The organism is Nitrospira sp. (assembly GCA_037045225.1).
Lineage (GTDB): Bacteria > Nitrospirota > Nitrospiria > Nitrospirales > Nitrospiraceae > Nitrospira_A.
This window is the reverse complement of the sequence record JBAOHZ010000009.1, coordinates 1,471,450-1,494,671: the sequence shown is the minus strand read 5'-3', so window position 1 is coordinate 1,494,671 and position 23,222 is coordinate 1,471,450. Positions and strand designations below refer to the sequence as shown.

The 23,222-nt window shown below is 59.2% G+C and carries 29 protein-coding genes and 1 pseudogene; 29 read left to right on the top strand and 1 reads right to left on the bottom strand.

What is annotated here, in order from left to right:
* Nucleotides 1-47: 47 nt before the first annotated feature.
* The 6 genes from V9G17_07725 (at nt 48) to V9G17_07700 (ending at nt 5,186) form a co-directional block, all read left to right on the top strand.
* Complete coding sequence (locus V9G17_07725; protein ID MEI2752479.1) at nt 48-524, top strand: hypothetical protein; 477 nt, start codon at nt 48-50, stop codon at nt 522-524.
* 173 nt (nt 525-697) lie between these two features.
* Complete coding sequence (locus V9G17_07720; GenBank protein ID MEI2752478.1) at nt 698-1,246, top strand: hypothetical protein; 549 nt, start codon at nt 698-700, stop codon at nt 1,244-1,246.
* 595 nt (nt 1,247-1,841) lie between these two features.
* Nucleotides 1,842-2,636: a sugar phosphate nucleotidyltransferase gene (locus V9G17_07715; GenBank protein ID MEI2752477.1), complete on the top strand. Its 795-nt coding sequence runs from the start codon at nt 1,842-1,844 to the stop codon at nt 2,634-2,636.
* 401 nt (nt 2,637-3,037) lie between these two features.
* On the top strand, nt 3,038-4,012 hold the full coding sequence (locus V9G17_07710) for a universal stress protein (GenBank protein ID MEI2752476.1): 975 nt from the start codon (nt 3,038-3,040) through the stop codon (nt 4,010-4,012).
* Entirely contained in the window at nt 4,009-4,425 is a 417-nt protein-coding gene (gene rnk, locus V9G17_07705) for a nucleoside diphosphate kinase regulator (protein ID MEI2752475.1), read from the top strand. Before V9G17_07710 ends, rnk begins: the two co-directional genes overlap by 4 nt.
* A gap of 326 nt (nt 4,426-4,751) precedes the next feature.
* Nucleotides 4,752-5,186, top strand: a complete 435-nt coding sequence (locus V9G17_07700; protein MEI2752474.1) for an OsmC family protein — start codon at nt 4,752-4,754, stop codon at nt 5,184-5,186.
* 149 nt (nt 5,187-5,335) lie between these two features.
* On the opposite strand, the gene V9G17_07695 is transcribed toward V9G17_07700, so the two are convergent.
* On the bottom strand, nt 5,336-5,818 hold the full coding sequence (locus V9G17_07695) for a YbaK/EbsC family protein (protein MEI2752473.1): 483 nt from the start codon (nt 5,816-5,818) through the stop codon (nt 5,336-5,338).
* Nucleotides 5,819-6,544: 726 nt separating this feature from the next.
* Between V9G17_07695 and V9G17_07690 the strand changes: the two genes are divergently transcribed.
* The 23 genes and pseudogenes from V9G17_07690 to arsD all read left to right on the top strand — a co-directional run bounded on the left by V9G17_07690 (nt 6,545) and on the right by arsD (nt 23,198).
* Nucleotides 6,545-6,913: a cytochrome c gene (locus V9G17_07690; protein MEI2752472.1), complete on the top strand. Its 369-nt coding sequence runs from the start codon at nt 6,545-6,547 to the stop codon at nt 6,911-6,913.
* Between the two features lie 21 nt (nt 6,914-6,934).
* Nucleotides 6,935-7,405: a hypothetical protein gene (locus V9G17_07685; protein ID MEI2752471.1), complete on the top strand. Its 471-nt coding sequence runs from the start codon at nt 6,935-6,937 to the stop codon at nt 7,403-7,405.
* 271 nt (nt 7,406-7,676) lie between these two features.
* Nucleotides 7,677-7,898 carry a DUF2892 domain-containing protein gene (locus tag V9G17_07680; protein ID MEI2752470.1) on the top strand — a complete coding sequence of 74 codons (222 nt, stop codon included), beginning with the start codon at nt 7,677-7,679 and terminating at the stop codon, nt 7,896-7,898.
* Nucleotides 7,899-8,012: 114 nt separating this feature from the next.
* Nucleotides 8,013-8,456, top strand: a complete 444-nt coding sequence (locus V9G17_07675) for a CBS domain-containing protein (GenBank protein MEI2752469.1) — start codon at nt 8,013-8,015, stop codon at nt 8,454-8,456.
* A gap of 101 nt (nt 8,457-8,557) precedes the next feature.
* Nucleotides 8,558-8,977, top strand: a pseudogene (locus V9G17_07670) (hypothetical protein).
* A gap of 306 nt (nt 8,978-9,283) precedes the next feature.
* Nucleotides 9,284-10,453, top strand: coding sequence for a cytochrome b N-terminal domain-containing protein (locus tag V9G17_07665; protein ID MEI2752468.1), 1,170 nt, complete (start codon nt 9,284-9,286; stop codon nt 10,451-10,453).
* Between the two features lie 50 nt (nt 10,454-10,503).
* On the top strand, nt 10,504-10,854 hold the full coding sequence (locus tag V9G17_07660; protein ID MEI2752467.1) for a cytochrome c: 351 nt from the start codon (nt 10,504-10,506) through the stop codon (nt 10,852-10,854).
* Between the two features lie 188 nt (nt 10,855-11,042).
* A complete protein-coding gene (locus tag V9G17_07655) occupies nt 11,043-11,624 on the top strand; it encodes a DUF3365 domain-containing protein (GenBank protein MEI2752466.1) in 582 nt (193 codons plus the stop codon).
* A gap of 122 nt (nt 11,625-11,746) precedes the next feature.
* Nucleotides 11,747-13,021 carry a sulfite dehydrogenase gene (soxC, locus tag V9G17_07650; protein ID MEI2752465.1) on the top strand — a complete coding sequence of 425 codons (1,275 nt, stop codon included), beginning with the start codon at nt 11,747-11,749 and terminating at the stop codon, nt 13,019-13,021.
* Nucleotides 13,014-13,574 carry a c-type cytochrome gene (locus V9G17_07645; GenBank protein MEI2752464.1) on the top strand — a complete coding sequence of 187 codons (561 nt, stop codon included), beginning with the start codon at nt 13,014-13,016 and terminating at the stop codon, nt 13,572-13,574. Before soxC ends, V9G17_07645 begins: the two co-directional genes overlap by 8 nt.
* A gap of 390 nt (nt 13,575-13,964) precedes the next feature.
* Entirely contained in the window at nt 13,965-14,810 is an 846-nt protein-coding gene (locus V9G17_07640; GenBank protein MEI2752463.1) for a c-type cytochrome, read from the top strand.
* 98 nt (nt 14,811-14,908) lie between these two features.
* The gene (locus V9G17_07635) at nt 14,909-15,325 is read left to right on the top strand and encodes an OsmC family protein (GenBank protein MEI2752462.1); all 417 of its coding nucleotides are present in this window, start codon (nt 14,909-14,911) and stop codon (nt 15,323-15,325) included.
* Nucleotides 15,326-15,334: 9 nt separating this feature from the next.
* A complete protein-coding gene (locus tag V9G17_07630) occupies nt 15,335-16,504 on the top strand; it encodes a sulfite oxidase (protein ID MEI2752461.1) in 1,170 nt (389 codons plus the stop codon).
* Nucleotides 16,501-17,136 carry a c-type cytochrome gene (locus V9G17_07625; protein MEI2752460.1) on the top strand — a complete coding sequence of 212 codons (636 nt, stop codon included), beginning with the start codon at nt 16,501-16,503 and terminating at the stop codon, nt 17,134-17,136. Before V9G17_07630 ends, V9G17_07625 begins: the two co-directional genes overlap by 4 nt.
* 38 nt (nt 17,137-17,174) lie before the next feature.
* On the top strand, nt 17,175-18,587 hold the full coding sequence (locus tag V9G17_07620) for a c-type cytochrome (GenBank protein MEI2752459.1): 1,413 nt from the start codon (nt 17,175-17,177) through the stop codon (nt 18,585-18,587).
* A 74-nt stretch (nt 18,588-18,661) separates the two neighbouring features.
* The gene (locus V9G17_07615; protein ID MEI2752458.1) at nt 18,662-19,021 is read left to right on the top strand and encodes a DsrE family protein; all 360 of its coding nucleotides are present in this window, start codon (nt 18,662-18,664) and stop codon (nt 19,019-19,021) included.
* Between the two features lie 27 nt (nt 19,022-19,048).
* The gene (gene ppk2 / locus V9G17_07610; protein MEI2752457.1) at nt 19,049-20,110 is read left to right on the top strand and encodes a polyphosphate kinase 2; all 1,062 of its coding nucleotides are present in this window, start codon (nt 19,049-19,051) and stop codon (nt 20,108-20,110) included.
* Nucleotides 20,110-20,697 (top strand): c-type cytochrome, encoded by a 588-nt coding sequence (locus tag V9G17_07605; GenBank protein MEI2752456.1) that lies wholly within the window; start codon nt 20,110-20,112, stop codon nt 20,695-20,697. The genes ppk2 and V9G17_07605 overlap by 1 nt, the downstream gene beginning before the upstream one ends.
* Before the next feature lie 33 nt (nt 20,698-20,730).
* Entirely contained in the window at nt 20,731-21,165 is a 435-nt protein-coding gene (gene trxC / locus V9G17_07600) for a thioredoxin TrxC (protein MEI2752455.1), read from the top strand.
* A gap of 324 nt (nt 21,166-21,489) precedes the next feature.
* Nucleotides 21,490-21,798 carry a YtxH domain-containing protein gene (locus V9G17_07595; protein ID MEI2752454.1) on the top strand — a complete coding sequence of 103 codons (309 nt, stop codon included), beginning with the start codon at nt 21,490-21,492 and terminating at the stop codon, nt 21,796-21,798.
* 71 nt (nt 21,799-21,869) lie between these two features.
* Nucleotides 21,870-22,025 carry a hypothetical protein gene (locus V9G17_07590; protein MEI2752453.1) on the top strand — a complete coding sequence of 52 codons (156 nt, stop codon included), beginning with the start codon at nt 21,870-21,872 and terminating at the stop codon, nt 22,023-22,025.
* Between the two features lie 286 nt (nt 22,026-22,311).
* On the top strand, nt 22,312-22,788 hold the full coding sequence (locus V9G17_07585) for an arsenate reductase ArsC (protein ID MEI2752452.1): 477 nt from the start codon (nt 22,312-22,314) through the stop codon (nt 22,786-22,788).
* A gap of 47 nt (nt 22,789-22,835) precedes the next feature.
* Nucleotides 22,836-23,198 carry an arsenite efflux transporter metallochaperone ArsD gene (gene arsD / locus V9G17_07580; GenBank protein MEI2752451.1) on the top strand — a complete coding sequence of 121 codons (363 nt, stop codon included), beginning with the start codon at nt 22,836-22,838 and terminating at the stop codon, nt 23,196-23,198.
* Nucleotides 23,199-23,222 lie beyond the last annotated feature (24 nt).

Here is a 23,222-nt window from a genome sequence, read left to right as displayed (position 1 = left end):
GGGCCGCACTCTGTCGATCGACAGGCTACGTCGACAAGGCATGGAGTATGCGCACATCGCTGAAGATCGGGTTCAGCTTCGGGCTCACGTCCGGTGTGATTACGACCCTGGGGTTGATGGTGGGGCTGCATGCAGGCACCCACTCGAAGTCCGTGGTCCTGGGCGGGCTGCTCACCATTGCGGTGGCTGACGCCATGTCCGATGCGTTGGGGATCCACGTCGCCGAAGAATCCAAGAACCATGGGAATACGAATGAGATTTGGGAGTCGACGCTGGCGACCTTCGTGGCGAAGTTCGTGATTGCCGCGACCTTTGCCGTTCCCGTGTTGTTCGTGCCGTTAGATCTGGCTGTGACGGCGAGTCTCATCTGGGGGTTGTCGCTGTTGGCGGTGCTCAGTTATGCGCTGGCGCGCGCGCAACGAGTGCCGCCCTGGAAGGTGATCGGGGAGCATGTGGTGATCGGACTCTGCGTGGTGGCGATCACGCACTATCTCGGTGGATGGGTGCGCACGACATTCGGGTAGCAGTGTAGCGGTAGACGGTTGGAGACGGATTCATGAGGACGATTGATACACAAGGGACGTGAAGATGCAGTGACCGAAAGGCGGGAAAGGGCGACGCTGCGGAGCGATATAGGCCAATCTGGATGGGGACTGCACGCTGAATACGGCGTATCGATTCGTGGAGCCGTCCGCCCATGGCGCGTAATTTCATGAATCAAGACTCCATGCAGTCCGACTACAATCACCTGCTGACGCTCTGGACCTCCGGCGTCCGGGACTATCACACCATGTTGTCGGATTACTTGACCGCTAATTCAATCGTTGTTGCGGTGATCGGGCTCCTCGTGTCGCGAGAATCGCTCGCGCTTCCTTTTACGATTGTCATCGTGTTGTTGAGCATGATCGGGATCCTCATGAGCGCGCAGATGGCGATCGTGCTCGGCCGGTTCTCCGGACAAAATGCCTTGTGGGAGTGGCAATTGCGAGGGATCGAAACGATGCCGGAGTGGCGGGACCGGAAGCCGGTGAGCAGTCTCTATCGATTGCGCGAGCATCGTGAAACGATTGTGGATGAGACGAATGAACCGCGCCTGTTCGAGCCGTCCTGGGCGTTTCGGCAACATCGTCAATGGTGGGCACATCGAGCGATCAGTTTTCCCTGGTTCTTCGGTACGGTGTATGGACTGTTTCTGCTGTGGGGGCTGACGCAGGTGGTGCGGTCGAGCCTGGTGACATTCGGATAGCCGATCGATCACACACCAAGGAATGGAGGGCTTGTGCTCAGCAAGTTGTCCGACCACTCATGCGCTGTTCGAGCATCTCTTCCTAACCGATCCGGCTTGCGCCCGTCATTCAGCCGGCCGCAATCGTGGCCGTACCATCTCCCTTTTCTCCACAAGTGATCCGGTCGGGACATTTCTTCATCTATCCTTCGTCATCTTTTCATATCGCCGGCCTACATTGCCGTTATGATAGGAGGCATACAGGACGATTTGGCCACGGATCGATTGAGCGACGGTGTCTGAGATGAAGGCTGTACAAACCATTGCACCGGTCACGCTGCTGGTGTTGTTGGTCATTACCGCGTTAGGAATCGTCGTCTTCCGGGGCCTATCCCTTCTGGATCATTCCGACTAGGGAGCCGCACTTTCGACCGTCAGGCTGATGTCGATGTGACGCAAGCTGGGCGAGGCATGGGTGCGGAACGCCTGAGGGCCATCGGGTCGTGTTGCCTCGGAAGGAACTCATCATGCAGGGACGACCGGAATTGGGTGGACGGCGCTGGTCCATCGTGCTGGCGGGGGACGAGCGCGTTCGGATGCGGCCGACAATCTGGCGGTGGTTGGGTTGGGCGACTCCCCCAACAAGACAGTCGATTCGTGGGCCCTCAATCCGCTGTTCCAGCATACGCTCGATCGCACGATGCGATTCACGCATCCGGCGCGCACGCTGGTGGTCGTCAGCCGAGGACACCGTGGGGCTGGGCGGAGATCGGCGCGCGGGACCCCGGGATGGGCGTTGGTGCAGCCACGCGACGTAGACACGGCGCCAGGAATTTTTCTGCCGTTGACCTACATCCGGGCGCGTGATCCTCATGGGAGGGTCGCGATCTCTTCCTCCGATCATTTTGTCTTTCCCGAGGAACGGTTTCTCGGAGAAGTCATCTTTGCCATCCGGGCTGCGGAGAAGGTGCCTACACGTCTGCTGTTGCTCGCGGCACGCCCTACCGGGCCGGAGACGGATTCTGGGTGGATTAAGCCAGGCGGCGATCTGGCCCATTTCATCACTCGTCCGATCCGGGCTGTCGCAAGGTTTGTGGAGAAACCGGAGCCGGCGTTGGCGCAGTTGGCCTATCTCTCCGGCGCCTTGTGGAACACGTCCCTGATGGCGGGGAATGTGGAGACCATCTGGAGTCTTGGCCGGCGGGTACTGCCGGACATGATGGCCCACTTCGAACGGCTTGGTGACGCGATTAATACACCCAAGGAGCCGGAAGTGCTGCGCGCGATTTATGAACGCATGCCGACCCTGAATTTTTCCCGGGATCTCCTGGCGCATGTGCCAGGCGATACGGCGGTAATGGAAATGCGGGGCCTCACGTTCCACGTCGGTCGCCCGGCCTCTGAGTGCTGAGGCAGCGGAGCATCGTTCTACACGTATTTCGAGCATTGGCCGAGGGCGTGCGGAAAAGGATTGGGCTTGAGAATTGCGCACCATCCGGTAAGGGAACATGAACGCATCGTTACGGAGGGGATATTGCCTCACCGCAAGATGACATGCTGAGGCAAATGGCAACAGAGAGGGCGGTGCAGGGGTTTTGTCCGCTTCCCGGGTAAGGAGACTATTCACCGGTTTACCGTATGCACGAGTCTGAGAGCGGATGGCACCGGTCTTGCTGCATTCAGACGGTATCAGCTGTTCACCGCCGGTATTTCCTATCACCAACATCCACTGAGGCCATTGCCTGCTGCGCGACGTGATGGTTCAGTCATCCGTGTAGGAGGGAGTCGCCCAACCGTTGCACAGGAGCTACCATGACTACTCCGCTGGTGACACGGATTCTCTTTGCGACCGACTTTTCGGATGACGCGGGATGGGCGCAGGAGTATGCGAGGTATCTCGCGACGATGTGGAATGCCACGCTGGATGTCATCCATGTGATCGAGGGGCCTCACTGGTCGAGTGCAGAGGCGGAGATGTTCGCTGCGACTGCGCAGGCGAGAGCACAGGCTGCGCGGCAGCTGGACCAGGTACGTGATGACTTGGCGCGAGATGGTGTGGCTGCGAAGGCTCGATTGGTGCTAGGGAATCCGACCGAGCATATTTGTCTCGCCGCCAAGGATACGGGGGTGGAGCTGCTCGTTCTTGGGCTTCAGGGACAAACCAACTTGCTGCACGGGCTCATCGGCAGTACGACGGAATGGCTTGTGAAGGAAGGGCCATGTCCGGTGTTTGCTGTACCGGGGCAGCGTGAAGGAACAGGTGGGACATCATCGGCAAGCGGACGATTGATCCGGCATATCCTCGCCCCACTGGATTTTTCGAGCCCTTCGTTGGATGCTGTCGAATATGCCATTCATCTGGCCAAGGGGCTTGGTGCCGCGTTGACGTTGATGCATGTGTTGGAGCCGGTGGGCTACGACTTGGATTGCGGACTTGGCTTGATTGAAGAGGAAACGCGCAAGCGTGACTATTGGAACAGGCAACTGATGGACCTCAGAGACGTCATCACATCGTTTGGGCTGCCGACGGACCTTGAAATTTCAGGCGGCCTGCCGTCCGATGCGATTCTGGCCTGCGCGTTGCGGCGTCACTCGGATCTCATCGTCATGGGGACGCATGGTCGCCGCGAGGTGTCCGAAGCGCAGTTTGGAAGCGTGGCGCAGGCGGTGTTGCGCCGGGCGACCTGTCCGATTGTGACGGTGAAAACGCACACATTCGCAGAGGGACACCGTCGGGTGTTGCCGTCAGCGATGAGAGAGACCGACAGTAAGGGAGTAGAACTATGAAACAGCGCGATATCTATATTACGGAATTCGATGTGACTCGTCTCAGAGATGTCCTGAAGGCTCGCCTCCGTGTTGGGGCGCGAGACCGGGATCACTTGGATACGTTAGAACATGAGCTCGATCGTGCCCATGTCGTCGATCCATCCGCCATTCCCAAGGATGTGGTGACGATGAACTCACAAGTCCGGATACAAGACGTCGATACAGGTACGGAGACTGTCTATACGTTGGTGTTTCCTTCCGATGCCAGCATCCCGGAGAAGAAGCTCTCCATCCTTGCGCCGATCGGGACGGCCCTGTTGGGGGTGCGGGCGGGCGAGACAGTGGATTGGCCCGTGCCGGCCGGGGTGCGAACTGTGCGTATCAGTGAGATCCTGTACCAACCCGAAGCCGCAGGCGATTACCATCTCTAGGGTAGGTGGTGCCGAAGATATCCGGATCACTCATTCGCTGTTGCGATCACGTTGGGTGACGTCCGGTTTAGGTGTGGCGAGCGAAGCCCTTGATGTTCTGGATGGCCTTGTCCGGTTCGTCCGATCGGTTTATGGTAACGTGAGGCGCGCAAGGCGTCGCCGTCACATGGCCGAGGTGAATGGTTGCTTCAAGGGTGAGACCGGCTTCAGCGTCTTCGCGTGAGGTCTGGTCCCGGGAGTCCTCTCGTGTTCCGCTGGTTTCGCTGAAGGGCACGTCTCATCGTCGGTCACTGACTCACAATCCACAAGCTAATCCGGAGGGAGCGATGGAAGTTCGCAGCAAGGTCTATACGTATCGAACGGCGGTGAAGTGGACAGGACAGAAAAAGGGCACGATCACGTGTGAGGGAAAGCCGGATATCCAGGTCGCGACCCCTCCGGAGTTCAAGGGGCATGACGGCATCTGGTCGCCGGAAGACTTGTATGTGGCGGCGGCCAATATTTGCCTGATGACCACATTTCTGGCCGTCGCCGAACGGGCCGGGTTGGCGTTCACGTCCTATCAGTGCGAGGCGGAGGGGCGTCTGGAACTCGTGGACGGAAAGTTTCAGGTCACGGTGATTACGTTACGCCCACACATCGCGCTGCAGTCAGGGAGCGATGCCGCAAAAGCGAAGGAGCTCATTGAAAAGGCGGAAGCCAACTGCCTGATCTCCAACTCGATGAAAACGCGTGTGAGTTTGGAAGCGACCATCAATTAGGAGCGACGCGCGATGAGCGGATTGTCTGGAACGGGTCCGGGCCACAGCTCGCTCATTCCGACTTCGGTACCCTGCGCCGTGTGACAGCGCCCGAGGAGGAAGGCGGGAAAACAAACCGCGCATTACGGTCGATGCCAGGCACTACATGATCACGCGACCTCTGAGGACATCTGGTGAAATTCCGTCACCACCGGGAACACGAGGGCCGCGAAGTCCCAATAGCGCATGCGAATGGCGTCGGAATGGGTGCCGGCCTGAAAGGTGATTTCCTCGTCCTCCGTCAGTGATTGATCCACATAGACATGAAGCCCATACAGATTTCCGAAGGGAGGCATCGCACCCAACTCGCAATCGGGGAATAGGTTTTTGATCTCATCCTCGGTCGCGAGCCGTACATGCTGGGACATCAAGAGATCGCGGAGTCGGGGGAGATTCACGTTCCAACTGGCCGGCAGGACTGTCATCACGAAACGGGTATCCGCCTTGACCACCACCACTTTGGCGATTTCCTTCATCGGGGTACGAAGTGTCTGTGCGACGAGCGCGGCGCGAAACGCTTCCGGGTGAGGCAACACATCATAGTGAACATGTTCGTGATCGAGATACGCTTTGAGAACCTCTGAGATGGCCATCGACGCACCCCTTTCTTGGCGGACCGCCAGTGGGAAGTTGTATGTCGTGAGTCCCGGATATGGTCGTCGGTTCAAGCGACGCTTATGATTCACCCCTCACCAGGTTACAACCCGTCGCGTAGTGCGTGAGTAGAAGGCGGAAGCATAACACCCTCCTCGGACCGTTTCGGTTCTAATGGCCGACCAGCGCGGCTTTTTACCTCTTGACAGATTCTGTGTCGCTCCCAGCGGACATTCAGATCGCGAGTAGGACGTTACGTCCGCACATCGCGTGATCCTCGAATCCACCATCACCTCGCGCTCCGGCAGGCTGCGGAAATGCTCGGTGTGTGCACAAAAGGTCGCGATCAACTCAGGTGCCGTGTCGGCGTCAGCGTCGCCCGCAGGATGCGCAAAGAGCCGTCTTTCTCGTTCGTCACGCGTTGCAGAACCGGCTGCGGGATGTTCGCGAGAGACGCCTCATGACGCATGCTTCATGGGAGGCACGTCGCTGGCGGCCTGTTCCGACGCCTGCTAGATTGGGGCATCTTGCACCAGCCGGGATCGGGGGGGTGGGGTGATTCTCTCCACGACTTTCGGCTATGCGTTCGCTTTTTTCGTGAATCGGTGGTTCTCACTGCAGGTTCCTCCGTGGCCCCTTGTCGTCCAACTGGCACGAGGATCGCACTCGTATGGCTTGATGTGGAGGCTGCAACAGGTGCACGGCCGTTGTTTGCCAAGGAGAAAATGATGAACGCCAGACTCGCTGGTCCGGTTCTCCTGTCGATGTTCCTCGTGGCGGCGGTCGGCAGTGGTTCGTTTGCCGCCGGGGGGAATGCGGCGAAAGGGAAGGTGCTCTACACCAATCTATGTATCCGCTGCCACGGGGTCGAGGGAAAGGGCGACGCGCATATGAAATTCAGCCCGCCGGTCGCCGATCTCAGTGCTCCTGCGACACAGGAGAAGTTGGATGCCGCCCTCATGAAGGCTATTCACGACGGACGGAAAGACACCGCCATGGGGGCCTGGAAGTTTGTTCTTTCCGACGAAGAGATTCGTGACGTCACGGCCTACGTACGGGTGCTTGGGAGTAGCGCGATCCGCACGCTCCCGTAATCAAATAGAAAGGATGATCTGATGAACTGGCGTGTGATCGGTTTGGGAACGGCGGCGTTGTGGATCGTTACGATGGGTGTGGTGGTGGCGTTATTTGTTCAAGGGCATACGAGGCCTGGGACCGATGGGCGTACGGAAATTGTCCTGGCGCAGGCGGAGCGGGATCTGATCCTGGCAGAGATGCGACAATTACTCAAGACGGTGCATGGCGTGGTGACGGTGTTAGGGAGTCCAGATCAAAACCTCAAGGCCGCTGAATCCACAGCCCGCTCGGCTGGCATGGCAATGGCGGCCGATGTGAACCCCGCTGTGATGTTGAAACTGCCGCTGACATTTAAGCAAATGGGCATGTCGATTCACAAGGATATGGATCGGCTGGCGGATGGCATCGCGCAGGGTGAGACCTCCCTTCAAATCCTCAATCGTCTGTCCAGTATGACGGCGCGATGCACCGCTTGTCACGACATGTATCGGTTTGCGATAGTCAGGTAGCGGTCCGCGATCAGTCTGCAGGTGTCGGCAGGAGGGGGGCATCGGAGAATCGAGAGCAACCAGTTGAGAATAAATTGAATCCATTTCCGATGCGATGACTTATACCCACTAGGCGAGCGATGAGCGGATTGAGAAAAAAATGAGAAAAAGATGAATCCTTTCCCCATGTGGTGACTCATACCCATCGAGTGAACGATGAGCCGACACTTTTTGAATCAGGACGCTCATGGCTGGAAGCTGGTAGCGTCGTCTCAGGGAGGGGGGGCAGATTATGTCATGCAATGTAGGCGGGATTGAACGACCGGTCCGGATTGTGCTCGGAGTGTTGTTGATCGGCATCGGCGCCTTTGCAGGCCTTCCGCCGGTCGGTACGGGAATTGCGCTGACGATGGGAACGATTGCGCTGGTCACAGGCGCATTGGGCTTCTGTCCGGTATGGACGCTGTTGGGGATCAATACCTGTTCGATGGAGAGGTCGGGAAAGAAATCCTAATCCGGTACGAGCGATATTGCGAGAGGACGTTTGGGCTGCGGAGTGGACAGGGCAGCGTATGGAAGTGGGGCCGGTGACAATTCCGTCACTGGAGTATCGGAGGGGGAGCGAACGATGACGACGATAGCAAGACCAGGTGTTCCTGTGGGTGGTTTTAAGGCGGTTGGGCAGATCGTAGGGACCAACACGATGCGGGTTCGTCGAAACCAAAATGCGCTGGGGGTTGCTGTGGATCTGTTGACGACCCACACGCCAGGTGCGCCTGTGGTCGACGATGCCGGTCAGTATGTCGGGTTTATCAGTGAGTTCGATTTATTGAAAGCGCTCCAGTCGGGCAAGGACTTAAATCAGCTGACGGTGGAAGCGGTCATGGTCACGAATCGAATCACGGTCACGGCCGAGACATCGATCGATGACGCCGTGCAGCTCATGGAAGACAAGCGGTTGCTCAATCTTCCCGTCGAGAAGGATGGGATTATTCAATATACCTTGACGCGCCATGATTTGCTTCGGGCCTGGGTCGGGTTAGGGCTGGATATCGAGAACCCGGCGTCCTAAGAGCCCGATTGCACAGTTTGGATTTCGGAGGAGGGGAGGGGAGCCGCAGGGCCGCTCCCCTCCTTTCACTCCGGGCGCAAGCGAGACGATGGAGTGCGAACGTGAGTGATCCGGACGAATTGCAAGAGGGTGAAGGGGCGGGGTTTTCCACACCGGTCGGGTCGCGGCGGACATTTTTTCACTGGGTGACGGTGGCCGCCGCCGCGGTGGTTGGCGTGGGATTGGCTATTCCGCTGCTGGGTTCACTGATTTCACCGGCGTTCACGCGACGCCGACGGGCGTGGGTGGATGTCGGTCCTGTCGATGCCTTGCCTGTCGGGCGTCCCGCACAATTGGACGATGTCACGACAGTTCACGACGGCTGGCTGAAAGCCACGTCGCACAAAGCGGTGTGGGCGGTGAAGCAACCGCAAGGTGATGTGACGGTGTTTTCGCCGATCTGCACACGTTTGGGATGCGGGTATCGCTGGGACAACGACGGAAAAAAAGTTTCTGTGCCCTTGCCACGGCAGTTCGTTTGACGTGAACGGTCACGTGCTGGGCGGTCCCGCCCCGCGTCCGTTGGATAGGCTGCCCGCAAAGGTGGAGGGTGGCCGGCTCCTCGTGATGTATCAAGACTTCAAATCCGGCCTTCCACAGAGTGTGGAGTTGTAGCCCACCCCCACGAGGACTATGTCGTCACGGCTGTATGATTGGCTCGACCGTCGTTTGAACCTGAAACCGGTTCAGCGCACCTTGCTCGATGAGCCGATTCCCGGTGGCGCCAGCTGGATTTACGTGTTCGGCTCCGTGACGTTGTTTCTGTTCGTCCTCAAGCCGCCACCGGCATGTTCCTCGCGCTGTATTACGCGCCGACGCCCGACCACGCCTACGACAGCATCAGATTCATTGAAACCGAGATCACGTTTGGCTGGTTTGTGCGAGGACTTCACCATTGGGGCGCGTCGACGATGGTAGTGGCGATCGGGCTCCACATGCTTCAGACGTTTCTCTACGGCGCCTATAAAACGCCACGCGAAGTGATGTGGATGGTCGGGGTGGTGCTGTTCCTCGTCGTCATGACCTTTGCGTTTACCGGCTACTTATTGCCGTGGGATCAAACCGCCTATTGGGCGACGCAGATCGGCATCAATATGGCGGGTACCGTTCCGCTCATCGGCGATTTTGTGTCGCGTGTCCTGCGCGGGGGTGAAATCCTGGGCGCGTTGACGCTCTCACGGTTCTTCGCGATTCACGTGTTATTCCTTCCGGCGATTCTGATCGGCGGGATCGCCCTGCATCTGTTCGTGCTGCGGCGAGTCGGGCCGGCCGGACCGTGGACAGACGATCGGGCGTCGCTCGGCAGTAAGACCTTCGCGCCGCGCCAGGTCTACATGGATGCAGTTGTGATTGCTGCGGTGTTTCTTATCGTCGCCGCGCTGGCGTTCAGCATTCCCTTGCCTCTGACGGATAAAGCCAATCCGTCCGATACGAGCTTCGTGCCGGTACCAGAATGGTATTTCCTCTTCTATTATGAACTCCTGAAATACGTGCATGGACCGCTGGAGCCGCTTGCGACCTGGGTCCTGCCTCTCTGCGTAATCCTGATCATGTTGTGTTGGCCGTTCATCGATCGCAATTCCGTGCGCAATCCCATTCGGCGACCGGTTGCTCTGGGTAGCGGACTGTTATTTCTGCTGGTCGTGTTCGGTCTCCTGGGTATCTCGATGAAGAACCTCTATGCCGTGCCGAGGACCGATCCCGCCGTCGTACAAGGTCGAGCGATCTATGCTCAGTTGGGTTGTGTCGGCTGTCATCGCATTCATGGAGAAGGGGGTGCCGTCGCTCCGGACCTGTCCACGATCGGGGACACGAGACCGGACCGAGCCTGGCATCTGAAGCATTTTCGCGATCCGCAGTCCGTGTCGCCGGGATCGTTCATGCCGAAGTTCCCGCTCACGGATCAACAGCTCAATGACCTGACCAGTTACATGTTGAGTTTGAAGCGCGCCACGTAAGGCGTGAGTCGATGCGTCTGTTCCTGGACATCCGAATAGGGAGAAGCATTATGCAAACAATAGTGAAGGTGAGCCTCACGATGCTGATCGTGCTGGGGGGGATTCCAATCAGCCTGGCCGCATCCGAAAAGGGGAATCCTCAGGCAGGTCAGAAGTTATATCTCGAGAGTTGTCAGAACTGCCACGGACCGACGGGCAAGGGCGACAGCGACATGGCGGCGTATCTGACTCCCCCGCCCGCCAATCTCACTGCCAAGGCGGCTCAAGCGAAGACCGATGTACAACTGCGCAAGATTATCCTGGAGGGGCGGCCCGGTACGGCCATGGTCGGGTATGCGGGTGCGTTCGAAGAGGCTCAGCTGGCCGACTTGATCGCGTATATCCGCTCCCTTCAATCGTGAGGCTCGATGAGGGGAATTCTGTCGAGGATCGGCATCCACCGGTGGCTTGAAGGGGCGACCCGCGAGCCTCGAATCCGATCCTCAAGAAGGAGTTCTCCCTGTTTCGAACGAGGGGCGGAGGGGAAGTCGGCAGATTTCATCCTGTATAGGTCTCCGGGCCGGAGAGGCCGTCTCGAAGGAGGGCTATCATGTCGATCAAGAAGGGGCTCGCCGGAGTGGGGGTTGCGCTGGCTTTGTTCGGAATGTGGGGGACCGTGTCGGCCGAGGCGCCATCGGCGGGCAGCGTCCCGCTGGAAGCTGTGGTGGACTATCTCCATTCGGTGCTGGAGGCAGACCGGACGTTTTATACCGTCCACGTCGTAGAGCGGATGCAGCGGAGAGGTGTGATCGAAGCGTCGGAGAAATGGCGTGAAATCAGTGCCCTTCCGCTTCCGGTCCAATTCTTTCAAGAAGCATCGAGCCTGGCCACGTTGACGGGAAGTTCCGTACGATATCGATTGATCAGTCTGAATCCGATCAGCAAACAAAACGGGCCTCGCAGCGACTTCGAGCGCAAGGCGCTGGAGGCGGTCATGGCACATCCCGACCAGCCGTATAAGGGCCCGGTCACGGAGGGAGGTGCGCGATACTTCCAGGCCGTGTATGCGGATTTGGCGGTCTCGTCTGTCTGCGTGAGTTGTCACAACGCCGATGCCCGTAGCCCGAAGCGGGATTATAAACTTCGGGATGTGCTCGGCGCGGTGCTGATCTCGATTCCGATGCCGGAGTGACCGTCGGGCGTCATCGTAAGGATCTGTGTGTCGTGGCGGATTGGCGACCTCCGCGGCGGCGGACCATGTCGAGTGAACATTGCGACGGATTGATTGTTCGCCACCGGTTCAAGGAGACATCCATGGCGAAGTCTGGACAACCGAACAAGCCGAACAACCCTCCTGCCCCAGCCGAGACGCACGAGACGCTGTCGATCAATCGCCGGAGTCTTCTTGCCGGTACCGTCGGGATGGTCGGCGCGATGATGATGCGGACGGCTGCGCAATCCGCCGAGGTGGTCGTTCCGGCTGTGCCGGATGATGCCACTCGAGTGCCCGGGGCCGCTCCCACGGCCTATGGGCAACGCTCACCGTTTGAGCAGGCTGTCCGCGTCCCGCGTTCGTGGTGGGCGTCTTTGACGCCCCTGCAAGCGTCGCACGGCATGCTCACCCCATCAGCCTTGCATTTCGAACGGCATCACAACGGGGTACCGGTCATTCATCCGACGGCCCACCGGCTTATGATTCATGGGTTGGTAGAACGGCCATGGGTCTTCACGCTCGACGAATTACAGCGATTCCCTTCCGTCTCACGGCTGGCATTTATCGAATGTTCGGGCAATTCCGCGATCGAATGGCGGGCACCGACCGGACAGACGGTGCAACAAACCCATGGCCTGACGAGTACCAGTGAATGGACGGGCGTGGCCTTGAAGACCGTGCTCGGAGCACTTGGGGTCAACCCCGACGCGTCCTGGGTCTTGGCTGAAGGCGGCGATGCGGCGGCCATGACTCGTAGTCTTCCACTGGCGCCGCTCCTGGAGGAAGCGCTGCTTTGTTATGCGCAAAATGGAGAACCGCTCCGCCCTGAACAGGGCTATCCCTTACGTTTGCTTGTGCCCGGCTGGGAAGGGAATACCTGCATCAAATGGCTCAGACGGCTCAAGCTTGGCACCGCGCCCTTCATGACTCGCGAAGAAACGTCGCAATATACGGATCTGATGCCGGATGGCACGGCGCGACAATTCACGATGGTCATGGAGGCGAAATCGGTGATCACGTCACCGTCCGGCGGGCAGCGAATACACCCCGGATCGATCGAGATCAGCGGGTTGGCCTGGAGCGGTCGAGGCCGTGTCGCGCAGGTGGAGGTGAGTACCGATGGGGGCCGCTCCTGGCAGGAGGCGGTTCTGCAAGACCCGATCCTTCCGAAATGCCATACCCGATTCCGTTTACCATGGAGATGGAACGGCCACGAGGCGATTGTGCAGAGTCGCTGTCGTGATGAAACCGGCTATCGGCAACCCAGCCGGATGGAATTAATTGCGGTGCGCGGAGTGAACTCTGTCTACCACTACAATGCGATTCAGAGTTGGCAGATTGCGGCGGACGGGCAGGTGACCAATGTCCATGCGTAACGTCTTGATCGCGGGGGTGCTGACCATTCTGAGTGCGCAAGGGATCTGGAACAGTGACGCGGCGGATCGCAGCGAATCGACCCATGCCCCTGAGTGGGGTCGGGCCGCTACGGACCGGGACATTCAGCCGTGGAACATCGATATTGCGCCGACGGGGGAGGGGTTACCGAGTGGTCGTGGCACCGCCAAGCAGGGGGCGGCGATCTTTGCCGCTCAGTGTGCCTCCTGTCATGGGCCGACCGGTCAGGAAGGCCCGATGGACCGCCTGGTCGGAGGCATCGGCACGTTGCGCGACCCGAAGCCGGTGAAAACCATCGGCAGTTATTGGCCCTATGCCACGACGTTGTACGACTATGTGCATCGCGCCATGCCCTTGTCCGCGCCGCAAAGCCTCTTGCCGGACGAGGTGTACTCGGTGGTGGCCTGGCTGCTGTATCAGAATGGAATTATTGCCGAAGAGTTTGTGGTGGATGCGCGGGCCCTCCCGGAAATCCGTATGCCGAACCGCAATGGTTTTGTTCAGGACCCCCGGCCCGATGTCCGGCAGAACTAAACCCTTGTGCGCCGTCTGCGCCTTTGTCGACGGCAAGCGCGGAGCGGGACGTGATTCGGTACATTCGGACCGGGGCGCCTGAGAGCGATGTCATCCGCGCGCGACGCCGGTCTCGGGTCCCCTGGCTGCTCGTCGTCCAAGGCTGATGGCGCCTCAGAAGCATACGTTTAATATTCTGAATCCTTTCCACTCAATCTGGCCCTAATCCTACAGTTCTAGGAGGATCTGTCTGCAGCGTTCGCTGTAGCACGATGCCGCAGAGAGCCGAGTGGACTGTAGCCTTTCTCGCCAAGTGTAGAGGCCTACACGCTTCTGTCATGCAGTCCAAAAGCCAATTCTTTTCGACGATTTGATGTCGGTGTGGTATGTAGTTTGCGTGACCATCTGAGTATGAGAGTCATATTGTTGAGTGCCATGGTGATCGTCGGAGTCATCGCAGGTTGCGTCGAATCGAAGGACACCCGAAGCGGCGCACAGTCTGCGGTGAATCACGCTGGGCCTGACGGGTTGGAGGCCCTCTTCAGCCACCCCTCGCCCGATTCCATCCCCGGCGGGCAGCGCGGGGAGCAGATCCGGCTGGGGTATGAGCTCGTCGTCCGTACGCAGGAATTCGCCGCCCCCTACGTAGGGAATCGACTTACCTGCGCCAATTGTCATTTGGACGCGGGGCTCGATCCCAATTCGTCCTCCTATGTCGGTCTCGCGCGGGCCTATCCGGAATATCGTGCCCGGACCGGTCGCGTGGTGACGTTGGCCGACCGTATCAATGAATGTTTTGAGCGCAACCTGAACGGCAAGCCGATCCCGCAAGAGAGTCACAAGCTCCAAGCGATCGTGGCCTATATCGAGTGGTTATCGAAGGATGTCCCGCCCGGCAGCCGGATGGCCTGGCGCGGTATCTCGAGGATTCAATCCCCCAAGCCGCCGGATGGGGTCAACGGGGGCAAAGTCTTCACTGCCCGTTGCGCGTTTTGTCACGGGGCTGATGGGCAGGGCACGATGGCGGCGCCGCCTTTGTGGGGACCACAGTCCTATACGGTCGGGGCGGAAATGGCGCGAGTGCCGGTGGCCGCCTCCTTCATCAAATCAAACATGCCGCGGACCAGGGGGTGGGCCCTGTCTGATCAGGATGCCTATGATGTGGCGGCGTATGTGAACTCCCAACCGCGTCCGGACTTTCAGGAGAAGGGCCATGATTCGCCGAAGGGGGAAAAACCGGCGGATGTGCCCTATTAGACGCGCGAAACGCGCCTGGAATGCGTATCTCGTGACGCATCCGTATTGGCAAAGAATACCGAGAGGTGGCGTGTGCGATACGAGCGGAGGAGGACGAGATGAAACTGAGCGTGGCGTACCAGGGGGGCACGCGCTATGACATCCTCAGCGACCGGCACAGGATTGTGACGGATCAGCCGGTTGAGGATGGGGGAGGCGATGCCGGGATGAGTCCCGTGGAATTGTTTGTCGGCTCCGTCGCCAGTTGCGTCGGGTATTTTGTCGGCCAGTTCTGTGCGCGGCACGATATTTCACGCGAAGGGCTGAAGGTGGAGGCCGAATGGGCGATGGCGGAATCGCCGCATCGAGTCGGGCAGATCATGCTGGCTATTCGCCTGCCCCATCGAGTGACACCGGAGCTGAGAGACCGGCTGCTGAAGGTGGCGCACGGCTGCACCGTGCATCAATCCCTCGCCCTGCCGATCAATATCGCCATTGACCTGAACCCACACAGTCATGTGGAGACGTCGACGTAAGGGTTACCTATGAAGCTTTCCCGTCGCGCGTTGTTACGCACATTATTGCAAGGGGCTGGGGCTGCGTTGGTTCTGGGTGGTAAGGGCCAGGCGGTTGAAGTCGGGTCGGGCGAGGCGTCCGGTCCCCTCACGGTGCGGGTCACGCGGCCCTTCGATGCGGAAACGCCTGTCCGGGAATTTGCCTCCTGGTTGACACCGAACGAACGGTTTTTTGTGCGCAGTCATTTCGGCCCTCCTTCCGCCGAGTCGATACAGCCCGACGCCTGGCGACTGACGGTCAAAGGACTGGTCAAAGAAGAGCTGACGCTCAGCCTGAAAGACCTCCAGCAATTTGAAGCCGCCACCCTGACGGCCGTGCTCCAATGCAGCGGGAACGGGCGTGCACACCATCGTCCCAAAGTGCCGGGAGTCCAGTGGGAACGCGGCGCGGTCGGCAACGCACAATGGACCGGGGTACGTCTGCGTGATGTGTTGCAGCGAGCCGGAGTGAAACTTCAAGGACTGCACGTGCAGTTGCAAGGGGCGGATCGACCGGTGCTGGCCACGGTGCCGCTGTTTACACGAAGTATTCCCCTGGCCAAGGCGCTTCATCCCGACACGCTCTTGGCGTATGAAATGAATGGGCGGCCGCTGCCGTTGCTGCATGGTGCGCCGTTGCGAGTGATCACTCCCGGTTGGATGGCGGAATCCTGCATGAAGTGGCTGACCGAGATTACGGTTCGAGCGGATGAAACGCCTGGTTATTACATGCAGCAAGCCTATCGCATTCCGGAAACGGCCGTTCGGCTGTCATCCGGGCTGCCGGGAAGTGCGATGGTGCCCGTGGAACGAATGCTCGTGAAATCGCTCATCGCCGCACCGGCGGAGGGCGAGACGGTGAGGCCCGGTCCGGTGACGATCCGGGGAGTCGCATGGGCCGGTGAGGCGGCGGTGGCCAACGTCGAGGTGTCCTGCGACGACGGCCGTACCTGGGAGACGGCACGCCTGCTGGGAGAGGAGCAGCCCTACGCCTGGCGGCAATGGCAATTCGTGTGGCAGGCTCGCGCCCTGGGGCCTACCGCCATTCTCTGCCGCGCCAGGGATGCGCAAGGAGAGGAGCAACCGGTGACGAGTCCGTGGAATCCGGGCGGATTTCTCTGGAATGGGTGGGATCGCTTGACCGTCACGGTGGCGGCATGAGACTGGTACCAACGTCCTCCGGCTTTGCGTTCTCTGCACTCATTGTGCTGCTGGTTATGCTTGGCGCGTTTGCCGTCGCACCTGCCCAGGAAGAGGAGCGCGCTACCGTCGACCCTGCCCTGGCACGCCAAGCGGCCACGTTGATCCTCGCCCGCTGCGCGGTGTGCCATACCACCGACCTGATCGCTCAGCAACGGTTGCCGCAGGATCGCTGGACGGTCACGGTGGAGAAGATGGTGCATTGGGGCGCCGACCTTTCCCCGGACGATGCGGCATTGCTGGTGCGATATCTCGCTGGGCGAAATCACCCCGGCGCGCCGGACCAGTTGCCGTCCTTTGAGCACGAGTTGGCGACCATGGAACCGTCTCGTGCGCAAAGTGCCACGACTGATGGTCCATTGACCGGTGTGGCGGCGAGAGGGGCGAGGCTGTTTGCACATAATTGCCAAGCCTGCCATGGCGAAGGCGCGGTCGGCGGTGCGGGACCGAAACTGGCGCGTAATACGATCTTGAAGAACGAAGGAGCATTTTGGGAAACGGTACTCCATGGTCGTGGTCCTATGCCGGCCTGGGGCGCAGTGTTGAATCACCAGGAGATCGCGGATATTCATGCTTGGCTTGTCACACGATAAGCCGGCGAATCCACAGTCGCATACGAAAGGAGTGCCTCATGGGTGGAAGACGGACGGTGCTGATCGGATGTGCCTTGGTGTTTGTGGTGGGGTTGTTGTCGTTCCCCAGACTTTTGTTGGGCAGTGATCAGACTCGTGTCAAAGAGCTGATTCAGAATAACTGCGCCGGATGTCACCGCCTCGAAGGGAAAGAGGATTCGCGCTTCAAGTTAAAGGCCCCTGATCTGATCTGGGCCGGGAGCAAGTATCAGCGCACGTGGCTGCTTCGATACCTGACAGGGAAAGAGGCTCCGCTGTACCCCAAAGGGTATCGATGGGATTTGTCTGAGGGGCCGACGCGACACCCGGTGGTCAGCGAGGAAGAAGCGCAGGGTCTCGCCGAGTATTTTGAGCAGCACAACAAGGATCCTCGGGTGAAGGTCGGCGCCTTTGATCTCTCGAAGGTCAGTAAGTTCGATGCCACGTTCGGCGGTATGGCTTATAAGGCCCACGCGTGTCTTGGCTGTCACCTGATCGAGGAGAATGGTAAACTCATCGGCGGACCGCAGAGCGCCTCGCTGGTGGCAGCCGGTCAGCGGTATGACAAGGACTGGCTCTTCCGGTTCGGGCAGAATCCGCAGGACTTTACTCCTCACAGCGGAGAATTTCTGGCCGATGCGACGGAACCGCAGCTTCGGGCCGTCATCGGGTTCCTCATGGTGCAGGGAGTGAAGGACTTCAAATATTACGAGCCTTGGACGGCTCCGGAGTTCGGGATGGCGAGTGCGGATCGGGGGAAGGTGTTGTACAAGGAGTATTGTTCGCAATGTCACGGTGCGACTGGAAAGGGCGATGGGCCCGCTGCATCCGGTCTGGAGCCGAAGCCGGCGATCCATGCGAACATCCCCTTCGACAAGGTGCCGACCGATTACCTCTACAATGTGATCAATCATGGCGGTGCGGCGATGGGAAAATCGCCGAATATGCCCTACTGGAATCTGACTTTCGGGCAACAGGGCGTGGCGGACGTGATGGCCTATTTACGAGCCACCTTCAAGGGCGGAGCAGAGGTGGCGCAGGCGGCGGGAAGCGGCGAAGGCCCGACCGGCGTGTGCCCGCAGCCGAGGAAAACGGCGAAGGCGCCGGCTGATTTCCTCTCCAAAACCAATCCGTTGCCACATTCGGACGCGGCTATCCAGGCAGGGAAAACGCTGTTTCTTCAGACGGCCCAGCCGGTGGCCTGTGCGATGTGTCATGGAGAGAAGGGCAATGGGCAGGGCTTCATGGGGGCGGCATTGATTCCTCCGCCGCGAAACTTTACGTGCGGCTCGATGATGAAAGATCTTCCGGACGGGCAACTGTTCTGGATCATCAAGAACGGCTCGCCGGGAACCGGTATGATGTCGTTCGCCGGGTTGCCGGATGACCAGGTGTGGCAGTTGATCGCCTACGTAAGAAGTTTGGCGAAGTAGCGAGCAGCGAAGAGGACTCTCGTGGCGCACCGTCATCGGGCGGTGCGCCACGTCTATTGATGGAGGACGATCGAATGGCGATGTTTATCATTTCAGGGAGTCGGGGCACGGACGATCCGACAATGGCATCTCTTCCCTTCATGGCCGCCAAGACCGCCAAGGAGCAGGGCCACGATGTGGTATTGTGGTTGTGGAACGAGGCGGTGACTTCAGCGCGCAAAGGGTCGGCGGATCATATCGTGGGCGTGAATTTGACGCCGCTAAAAGATGTGCTGGCAGCCGTCCAAGCCGCTCAGATTCCAATTTGGGTCTGCGCAGCCTGTGCCGTCGCCCGGCAGATCGGTCCGGGTGATCTCGTGACAGGGGCCGTTATTAAAGGTATGCCGGATTACATCAAGGCCGTGGCCGAACGTGACCGGAACGTGGCGTTTTAATTCGCCGGGAAGGAGATGGGTACTCGTATGGCAGTCGACGGACAATCGGGTGGGAAAACAAAGGGGCGGAAAGATCGCGCCAATGCAGACGCGATCGCCGCGGTCGCGCAGAACAACGGGCAACTGGAAACGGATGAATTGGAGATTATTGCCACGGCGGTGCCGCGCGAAGGAGATGGCTATCAGCCCCCCACCCAACCCGCAGGGGAAGTAACCGCTGGATTGATCGGTGAGGCGGGGCGCACCTTGACGGAGGAAGATCTCCGACGCGTCAACACGCGAAAGGGCCTCCTCCAGTTGATCAAGAATAAGAATATCGATCTCGACGAGGTGCGCAAGACACTGCTGTATGAGCAGGAGCTGCGGCAGCTGCAGGTTGAACTGGTCCGGCTTCAGCGTTGGGTGCAGACGGATGGCCAGCGTATCGCCATTCTTGTCGAGGGACGGGATGCGGCCGGGAAGGGTGGCACGATCCGCCGATTTACCGAGCATTTGAATCCGCGCGCGATGCGTGTGGTGGCGTTGCCGAAGCCGACGGATGATGAGCGTGGACAGTGGTACTTCCAGCGGTATATCCGGCAATTGCCCAACAAAGGCGAAATCGTGTTTTTCGACCGCAGTTGGTATAACCGCGCGGTCGTCGAACCGGTGATGGGATTTTGCAGCAAGAAAGAGCATCAGCGGTTCTTGCAGCAGGTCACGGAATTCGAGCATATGCTCTACGAGGACGGCGTCACGATCATTAAGTTCTGGTTCTCGATTTCTAAAGAGGAGCAGGCCAATCGATTCGAAGCGCGCCGGCAGAATCCGCTCAAGCAGTGGAAGCTCAGCCCTGTCGATGAGAAGGCGCAAGAGATGTGGGATTCCTACACTCGATATAAAGAAGAAATGTTCAGCAAGACGCATACGACCTTCAGCCCCTGGATTATCGTCAAGGCGAACGACAAGCAGGCGGCACGGCTGGAAAGTTTGCGCTATGTGTTGAACCTGTTGCCCTACAAAGGGAAGGAGGAAGCCGCGATCAGGCTGACGCCCGACCCCAATGTGATTACACGCTTCCATCGCAAGATGGTGGAATTGGATTTCTGATGCAGAGGAGGTCGAACCGGCTGTGGGCCGCGCTTGCGGTCGTGGTGGTTGTAGAGGCGACGGTCATGCCCATGGGTTCGACCGCCCAGCAACATATGCTCCAGCCCAGGGTACCGGCCGACAAACTGGCCGAGGCGAGGGCGCTCACGAGTCCATTGGCTGATGCGCCTGCTATCGTTGAACAAGGCAAGGCCCTCTATCACGGGAAAGGGACGTGCGCCAACTGTCATGGACCGGAGGGAGCGGGCGATGGGCCGGTGGCGTCCCAGCTGAATCCATCCCCCCGCAATTTTCAGCACCCTGGATTTTGGCGCCATCGCACGGAGGGAGAAATTTTCTGGGTGATCAAGCACGGATCGCCCGGCACCAGCATGATCGGGTTCGCCGGGCAACTCACCGACGAGGAAATTTGGGTCTTGATCCAGTATGAACGCACGTTTGCCGAAGGACATGGCCACGGTGAAGGGATGATGGGCCCGCGTGGAGGGATGGGACACAGGGGGCGGCGAGAAGGCATGGGCGGCATGGGGCATGGAGGGATGGGAGGCGGTGGCGGGAGTTGTGAAGGAGAACAGTGCAATCGGTAATCGGGCTGGGTCCTGCATGGAGCCAGTAACGCTGTGACGGAGACGCTCCATCTGGTCTGTCCGCATTGCCGGAGTATCAATCGGGTTCCGACAACTCGCCTGACGGAGCAGCCCAATTGCGGCCAGTGCCACGCGCCCCTCTTTCCCGGGCACCCGATCGCGTTGACCGCGGCGGATTTTGAACTTCATGCGCAGCGCGCGGAAATTCCTCTGGTGGTGGATTTCTGGGCGCCCTGGTGCGGTCCCTGCCGGATGATGGCCCCGGCCTATGAACAGGCCGCGAAGATGCTGGAGCCTCAGGTTCGCTTGGCCAAAGTGAACACGGAGGAAGAACAGGCGCTGGCCGCGAGGTTTGGCATCGTCAGTATCCCGACGATGGTGCTCCTGCGTGGCGGGCGTGAACTGGCGCGACAGCCCGGCGCGTTGGGGCTTCAAGATATTGTGCGGTGGGTCCGCAGCAAGATCTGACAGGCCACTCTCTCGCTAGAATGGATCGTTCCTGTTCCTGTCTCTTCTTTCACGGTGTCCGTCGGGCCGCAGGACGGAGCGATCTCCTCACAACTGGCGCGTTTTGCGTCAGTGTCGGGTCCGGACCGGTTCTGGAATTCCCCAATGAAATGCCTGCTCGGCCGGTACGTGTGGCCGTCTCCCGAAAATACTTGCCAAAACAGTGGCTTGTTCGCGCTATCACTACTGTTTCCTGGCACGTCCTCTGCTTTCTAGAAGCAAGGAATTATCTCGGAGGCAGGCCGAGGTCTACAAAAAACAAGCAGTTGAGAAGGAGAGGTCATCATGGCTGATCAGCATCAGGGGTGTTCGGGGGTAGGGGTGTCGATTGCGTTTCTGAGCGGCGCCCTCATCGGCGCGGTGGCGGCGATTCTCTATACTCCGAAATCCGGAGCGGAGACTCGTACCGCGCTGCGAGGGTATGTGCGCCGGACAGAGGATGAAGTATTGGAAAAGGCCAAAGAGATCCGTGCGGACCTCTCCCGCACGGTTGATGAAGCCAAGCGATATTTGAAGGAAACCGAGGCGACGATTGCCGCAGCGTTAGCGGCGGGGAAGGAAGCGTTCAAGAAAGAGAAGCCGGATCGCGCCTGACATGTACGCCGTCCCAGGAGAAGCTGTTCAAGAAACTCATTCGCGCAACCGGTTTCAATGAGAAGCATGGTGTGTCGGTCGACATCCGGGGCACCGACAACGCGGGCATTCTGCGTCGATTGCAGCAGGCCGTCGAAGGGATTCTCAAGCCGTCGGAAGCCCCGGCTGATCCTGCGACATCACGAAAGCCACATGTGGGAAGCAGAGTCGCGAACAATGGTGGATAGGAGCGATATGAGGGACAGCTTGCCGAAGCCTCAGCGCAGAGGGCGAACGGCAGGCTGGTTGCAGAATTGGACGGCCAGCTGATTTCTCCAGCCTACTCGCGGGATGTGAACGTCGGCGTTTCCACTTTGGTCACCCGGAAGCCCACCAGCATCTTCTGCTGTCTATGGCATAGATCTCTGTCGCGTCTCTCTTGATATATCAATAAATCTTGTTATGATCAGATGGTGATAATTGCCATAACGGTGATCGCGCGACGGCTGATTATATTCGATAGGAGAAAAGACCGTGAAGATCCTGTTCCTCTGTACCGGCAACTCCTGCCGCTCTGTGTTAGCTGAGGCCACGTTCAATGCTATGGCAGGGCATGGATGGCGCGCCATGAGCGCGGGAAGCCATCCGACCGGGACGGTCCATCCGCGTTCACTCGCGCTCCTGCGGCGCGAAGGCATCTCGACCGAAGGCTTACACAGCAAGTCGTGGACCAGCCTTCCGGCGATTCCGGATATCGTTATCACGGTGTGCGGCAACGCGGCGGGTGAAACCTGCCCCGCCTATCTTGGTCCGGTGTTGCGTGCCCATTGGGGTGTGGAAGATCCGGCCACAGCGACCGGGAGCGACGCCGACATTGACGCGAAGTTCGAGCAGGCCTATCGCATCTTGCGCGTCCGTATCGAAGCATTCTTGAAATTGCCGCTCGACCGGCTCAAGTATGATCGTGAGCAGCTCACGGTTGAACTCGACCGCATTGCGCAGCTGTCGTAATAGGCATTGGTGTTCACTCGTGTTTCACGATTTCATGGAGGTTCCACATGACGAAGATTGAGGTGTACGACGGAGTAATGTGCTGCAGCACCGGTGTGTGCGGAGTCGATGTGGATCAGGCGTTGGTAGCCTTCGCGGCCGATGTTGAGTGGGCGAAGCAGCAAGGTGTCACGATCGAACGCTTTAACCTGGGGCAACAACCGATGCAGTTCGCGAACAATCCCAGAGTGAAAAGTTTTTTAGAGCGATCGGGGGAGGGTTCGCTCCCGCTGATTCTCGTGGACGGTGAAGTGGCCTTGGCGGGGCGGTATCCCAACCGGGCTGAGTTGACCCGTTGGGCTCGTTTAGTCGCTGTCCCAACGGTCAGTCAGGCAGAGGGTAGCTGCTGCAGTGGCGACTCCTGCTGCTGAGTTCATCCTGTCATAAGGAGCGCA

Coding starts and splice junctions, on each gene's coding strand:
- V9G17_07680 (MEI2752470.1), top strand. CDS start 7,677: ATGTCATGCAATGTAGGCGGGATTGAACGACCGGTCCGGATTGTGCTC.
- V9G17_07720 (MEI2752478.1), top strand. CDS start 698: ATGGCGCGTAATTTCATGAATCAAGACTCCATGCAGTCCGACTACAAT.
- V9G17_07675 (MEI2752469.1), top strand. CDS start 8,013: ATGACGACGATAGCAAGACCAGGTGTTCCTGTGGGTGGTTTTAAGGCG.
- V9G17_07605 (MEI2752456.1), top strand. CDS start 20,110: ATGCAGAGGAGGTCGAACCGGCTGTGGGCCGCGCTTGCGGTCGTGGTG.
- V9G17_07630 (MEI2752461.1), top strand. CDS start 15,335: ATGAAGCTTTCCCGTCGCGCGTTGTTACGCACATTATTGCAAGGGGCT.
- V9G17_07725 (MEI2752479.1), top strand. CDS start 48: ATGCGCACATCGCTGAAGATCGGGTTCAGCTTCGGGCTCACGTCCGGT.
- V9G17_07620 (MEI2752459.1), top strand. CDS start 17,175: ATGGGTGGAAGACGGACGGTGCTGATCGGATGTGCCTTGGTGTTTGTG.
- V9G17_07625 (MEI2752460.1), top strand. CDS start 16,501: ATGAGACTGGTACCAACGTCCTCCGGCTTTGCGTTCTCTGCACTCATT.
- ppk2 (MEI2752457.1), top strand. CDS start 19,049: ATGGCAGTCGACGGACAATCGGGTGGGAAAACAAAGGGGCGGAAAGAT.
- soxC (MEI2752465.1), top strand. CDS start 11,747: ATGGCGAAGTCTGGACAACCGAACAAGCCGAACAACCCTCCTGCCCCA.
- V9G17_07700 (MEI2752474.1), top strand. CDS start 4,752: ATGGAAGTTCGCAGCAAGGTCTATACGTATCGAACGGCGGTGAAGTGG.
- V9G17_07635 (MEI2752462.1), top strand. CDS start 14,909: ATGAAACTGAGCGTGGCGTACCAGGGGGGCACGCGCTATGACATCCTC.
- V9G17_07595 (MEI2752454.1), top strand. CDS start 21,490: ATGGCTGATCAGCATCAGGGGTGTTCGGGGGTAGGGGTGTCGATTGCG.
- rnk (MEI2752475.1), top strand. CDS start 4,009: ATGAAACAGCGCGATATCTATATTACGGAATTCGATGTGACTCGTCTC.
- V9G17_07685 (MEI2752471.1), top strand. CDS start 6,935: ATGAACTGGCGTGTGATCGGTTTGGGAACGGCGGCGTTGTGGATCGTT.
- V9G17_07615 (MEI2752458.1), top strand. CDS start 18,662: ATGGCGATGTTTATCATTTCAGGGAGTCGGGGCACGGACGATCCGACA.
- V9G17_07660 (MEI2752467.1), top strand. CDS start 10,504: ATGCAAACAATAGTGAAGGTGAGCCTCACGATGCTGATCGTGCTGGGG.
- V9G17_07640 (MEI2752463.1), top strand. CDS start 13,965: ATGAGAGTCATATTGTTGAGTGCCATGGTGATCGTCGGAGTCATCGCA.
- V9G17_07690 (MEI2752472.1), top strand. CDS start 6,545: ATGATGAACGCCAGACTCGCTGGTCCGGTTCTCCTGTCGATGTTCCTC.
- V9G17_07645 (MEI2752464.1), top strand. CDS start 13,014: ATGCGTAACGTCTTGATCGCGGGGGTGCTGACCATTCTGAGTGCGCAA.
- V9G17_07695 (MEI2752473.1), bottom strand. CDS start 5,818: ATGGCCATCTCAGAGGTTCTCAAAGCGTATCTCGATCACGAACATGTT.
- arsD (MEI2752451.1), top strand. CDS start 22,836: ATGACGAAGATTGAGGTGTACGACGGAGTAATGTGCTGCAGCACCGGT.
- V9G17_07655 (MEI2752466.1), top strand. CDS start 11,043: ATGTCGATCAAGAAGGGGCTCGCCGGAGTGGGGGTTGCGCTGGCTTTG.
- V9G17_07710 (MEI2752476.1), top strand. CDS start 3,038: ATGACTACTCCGCTGGTGACACGGATTCTCTTTGCGACCGACTTTTCG.
- V9G17_07665 (MEI2752468.1), top strand. CDS start 9,284: ATGTTCCTCGCGCTGTATTACGCGCCGACGCCCGACCACGCCTACGAC.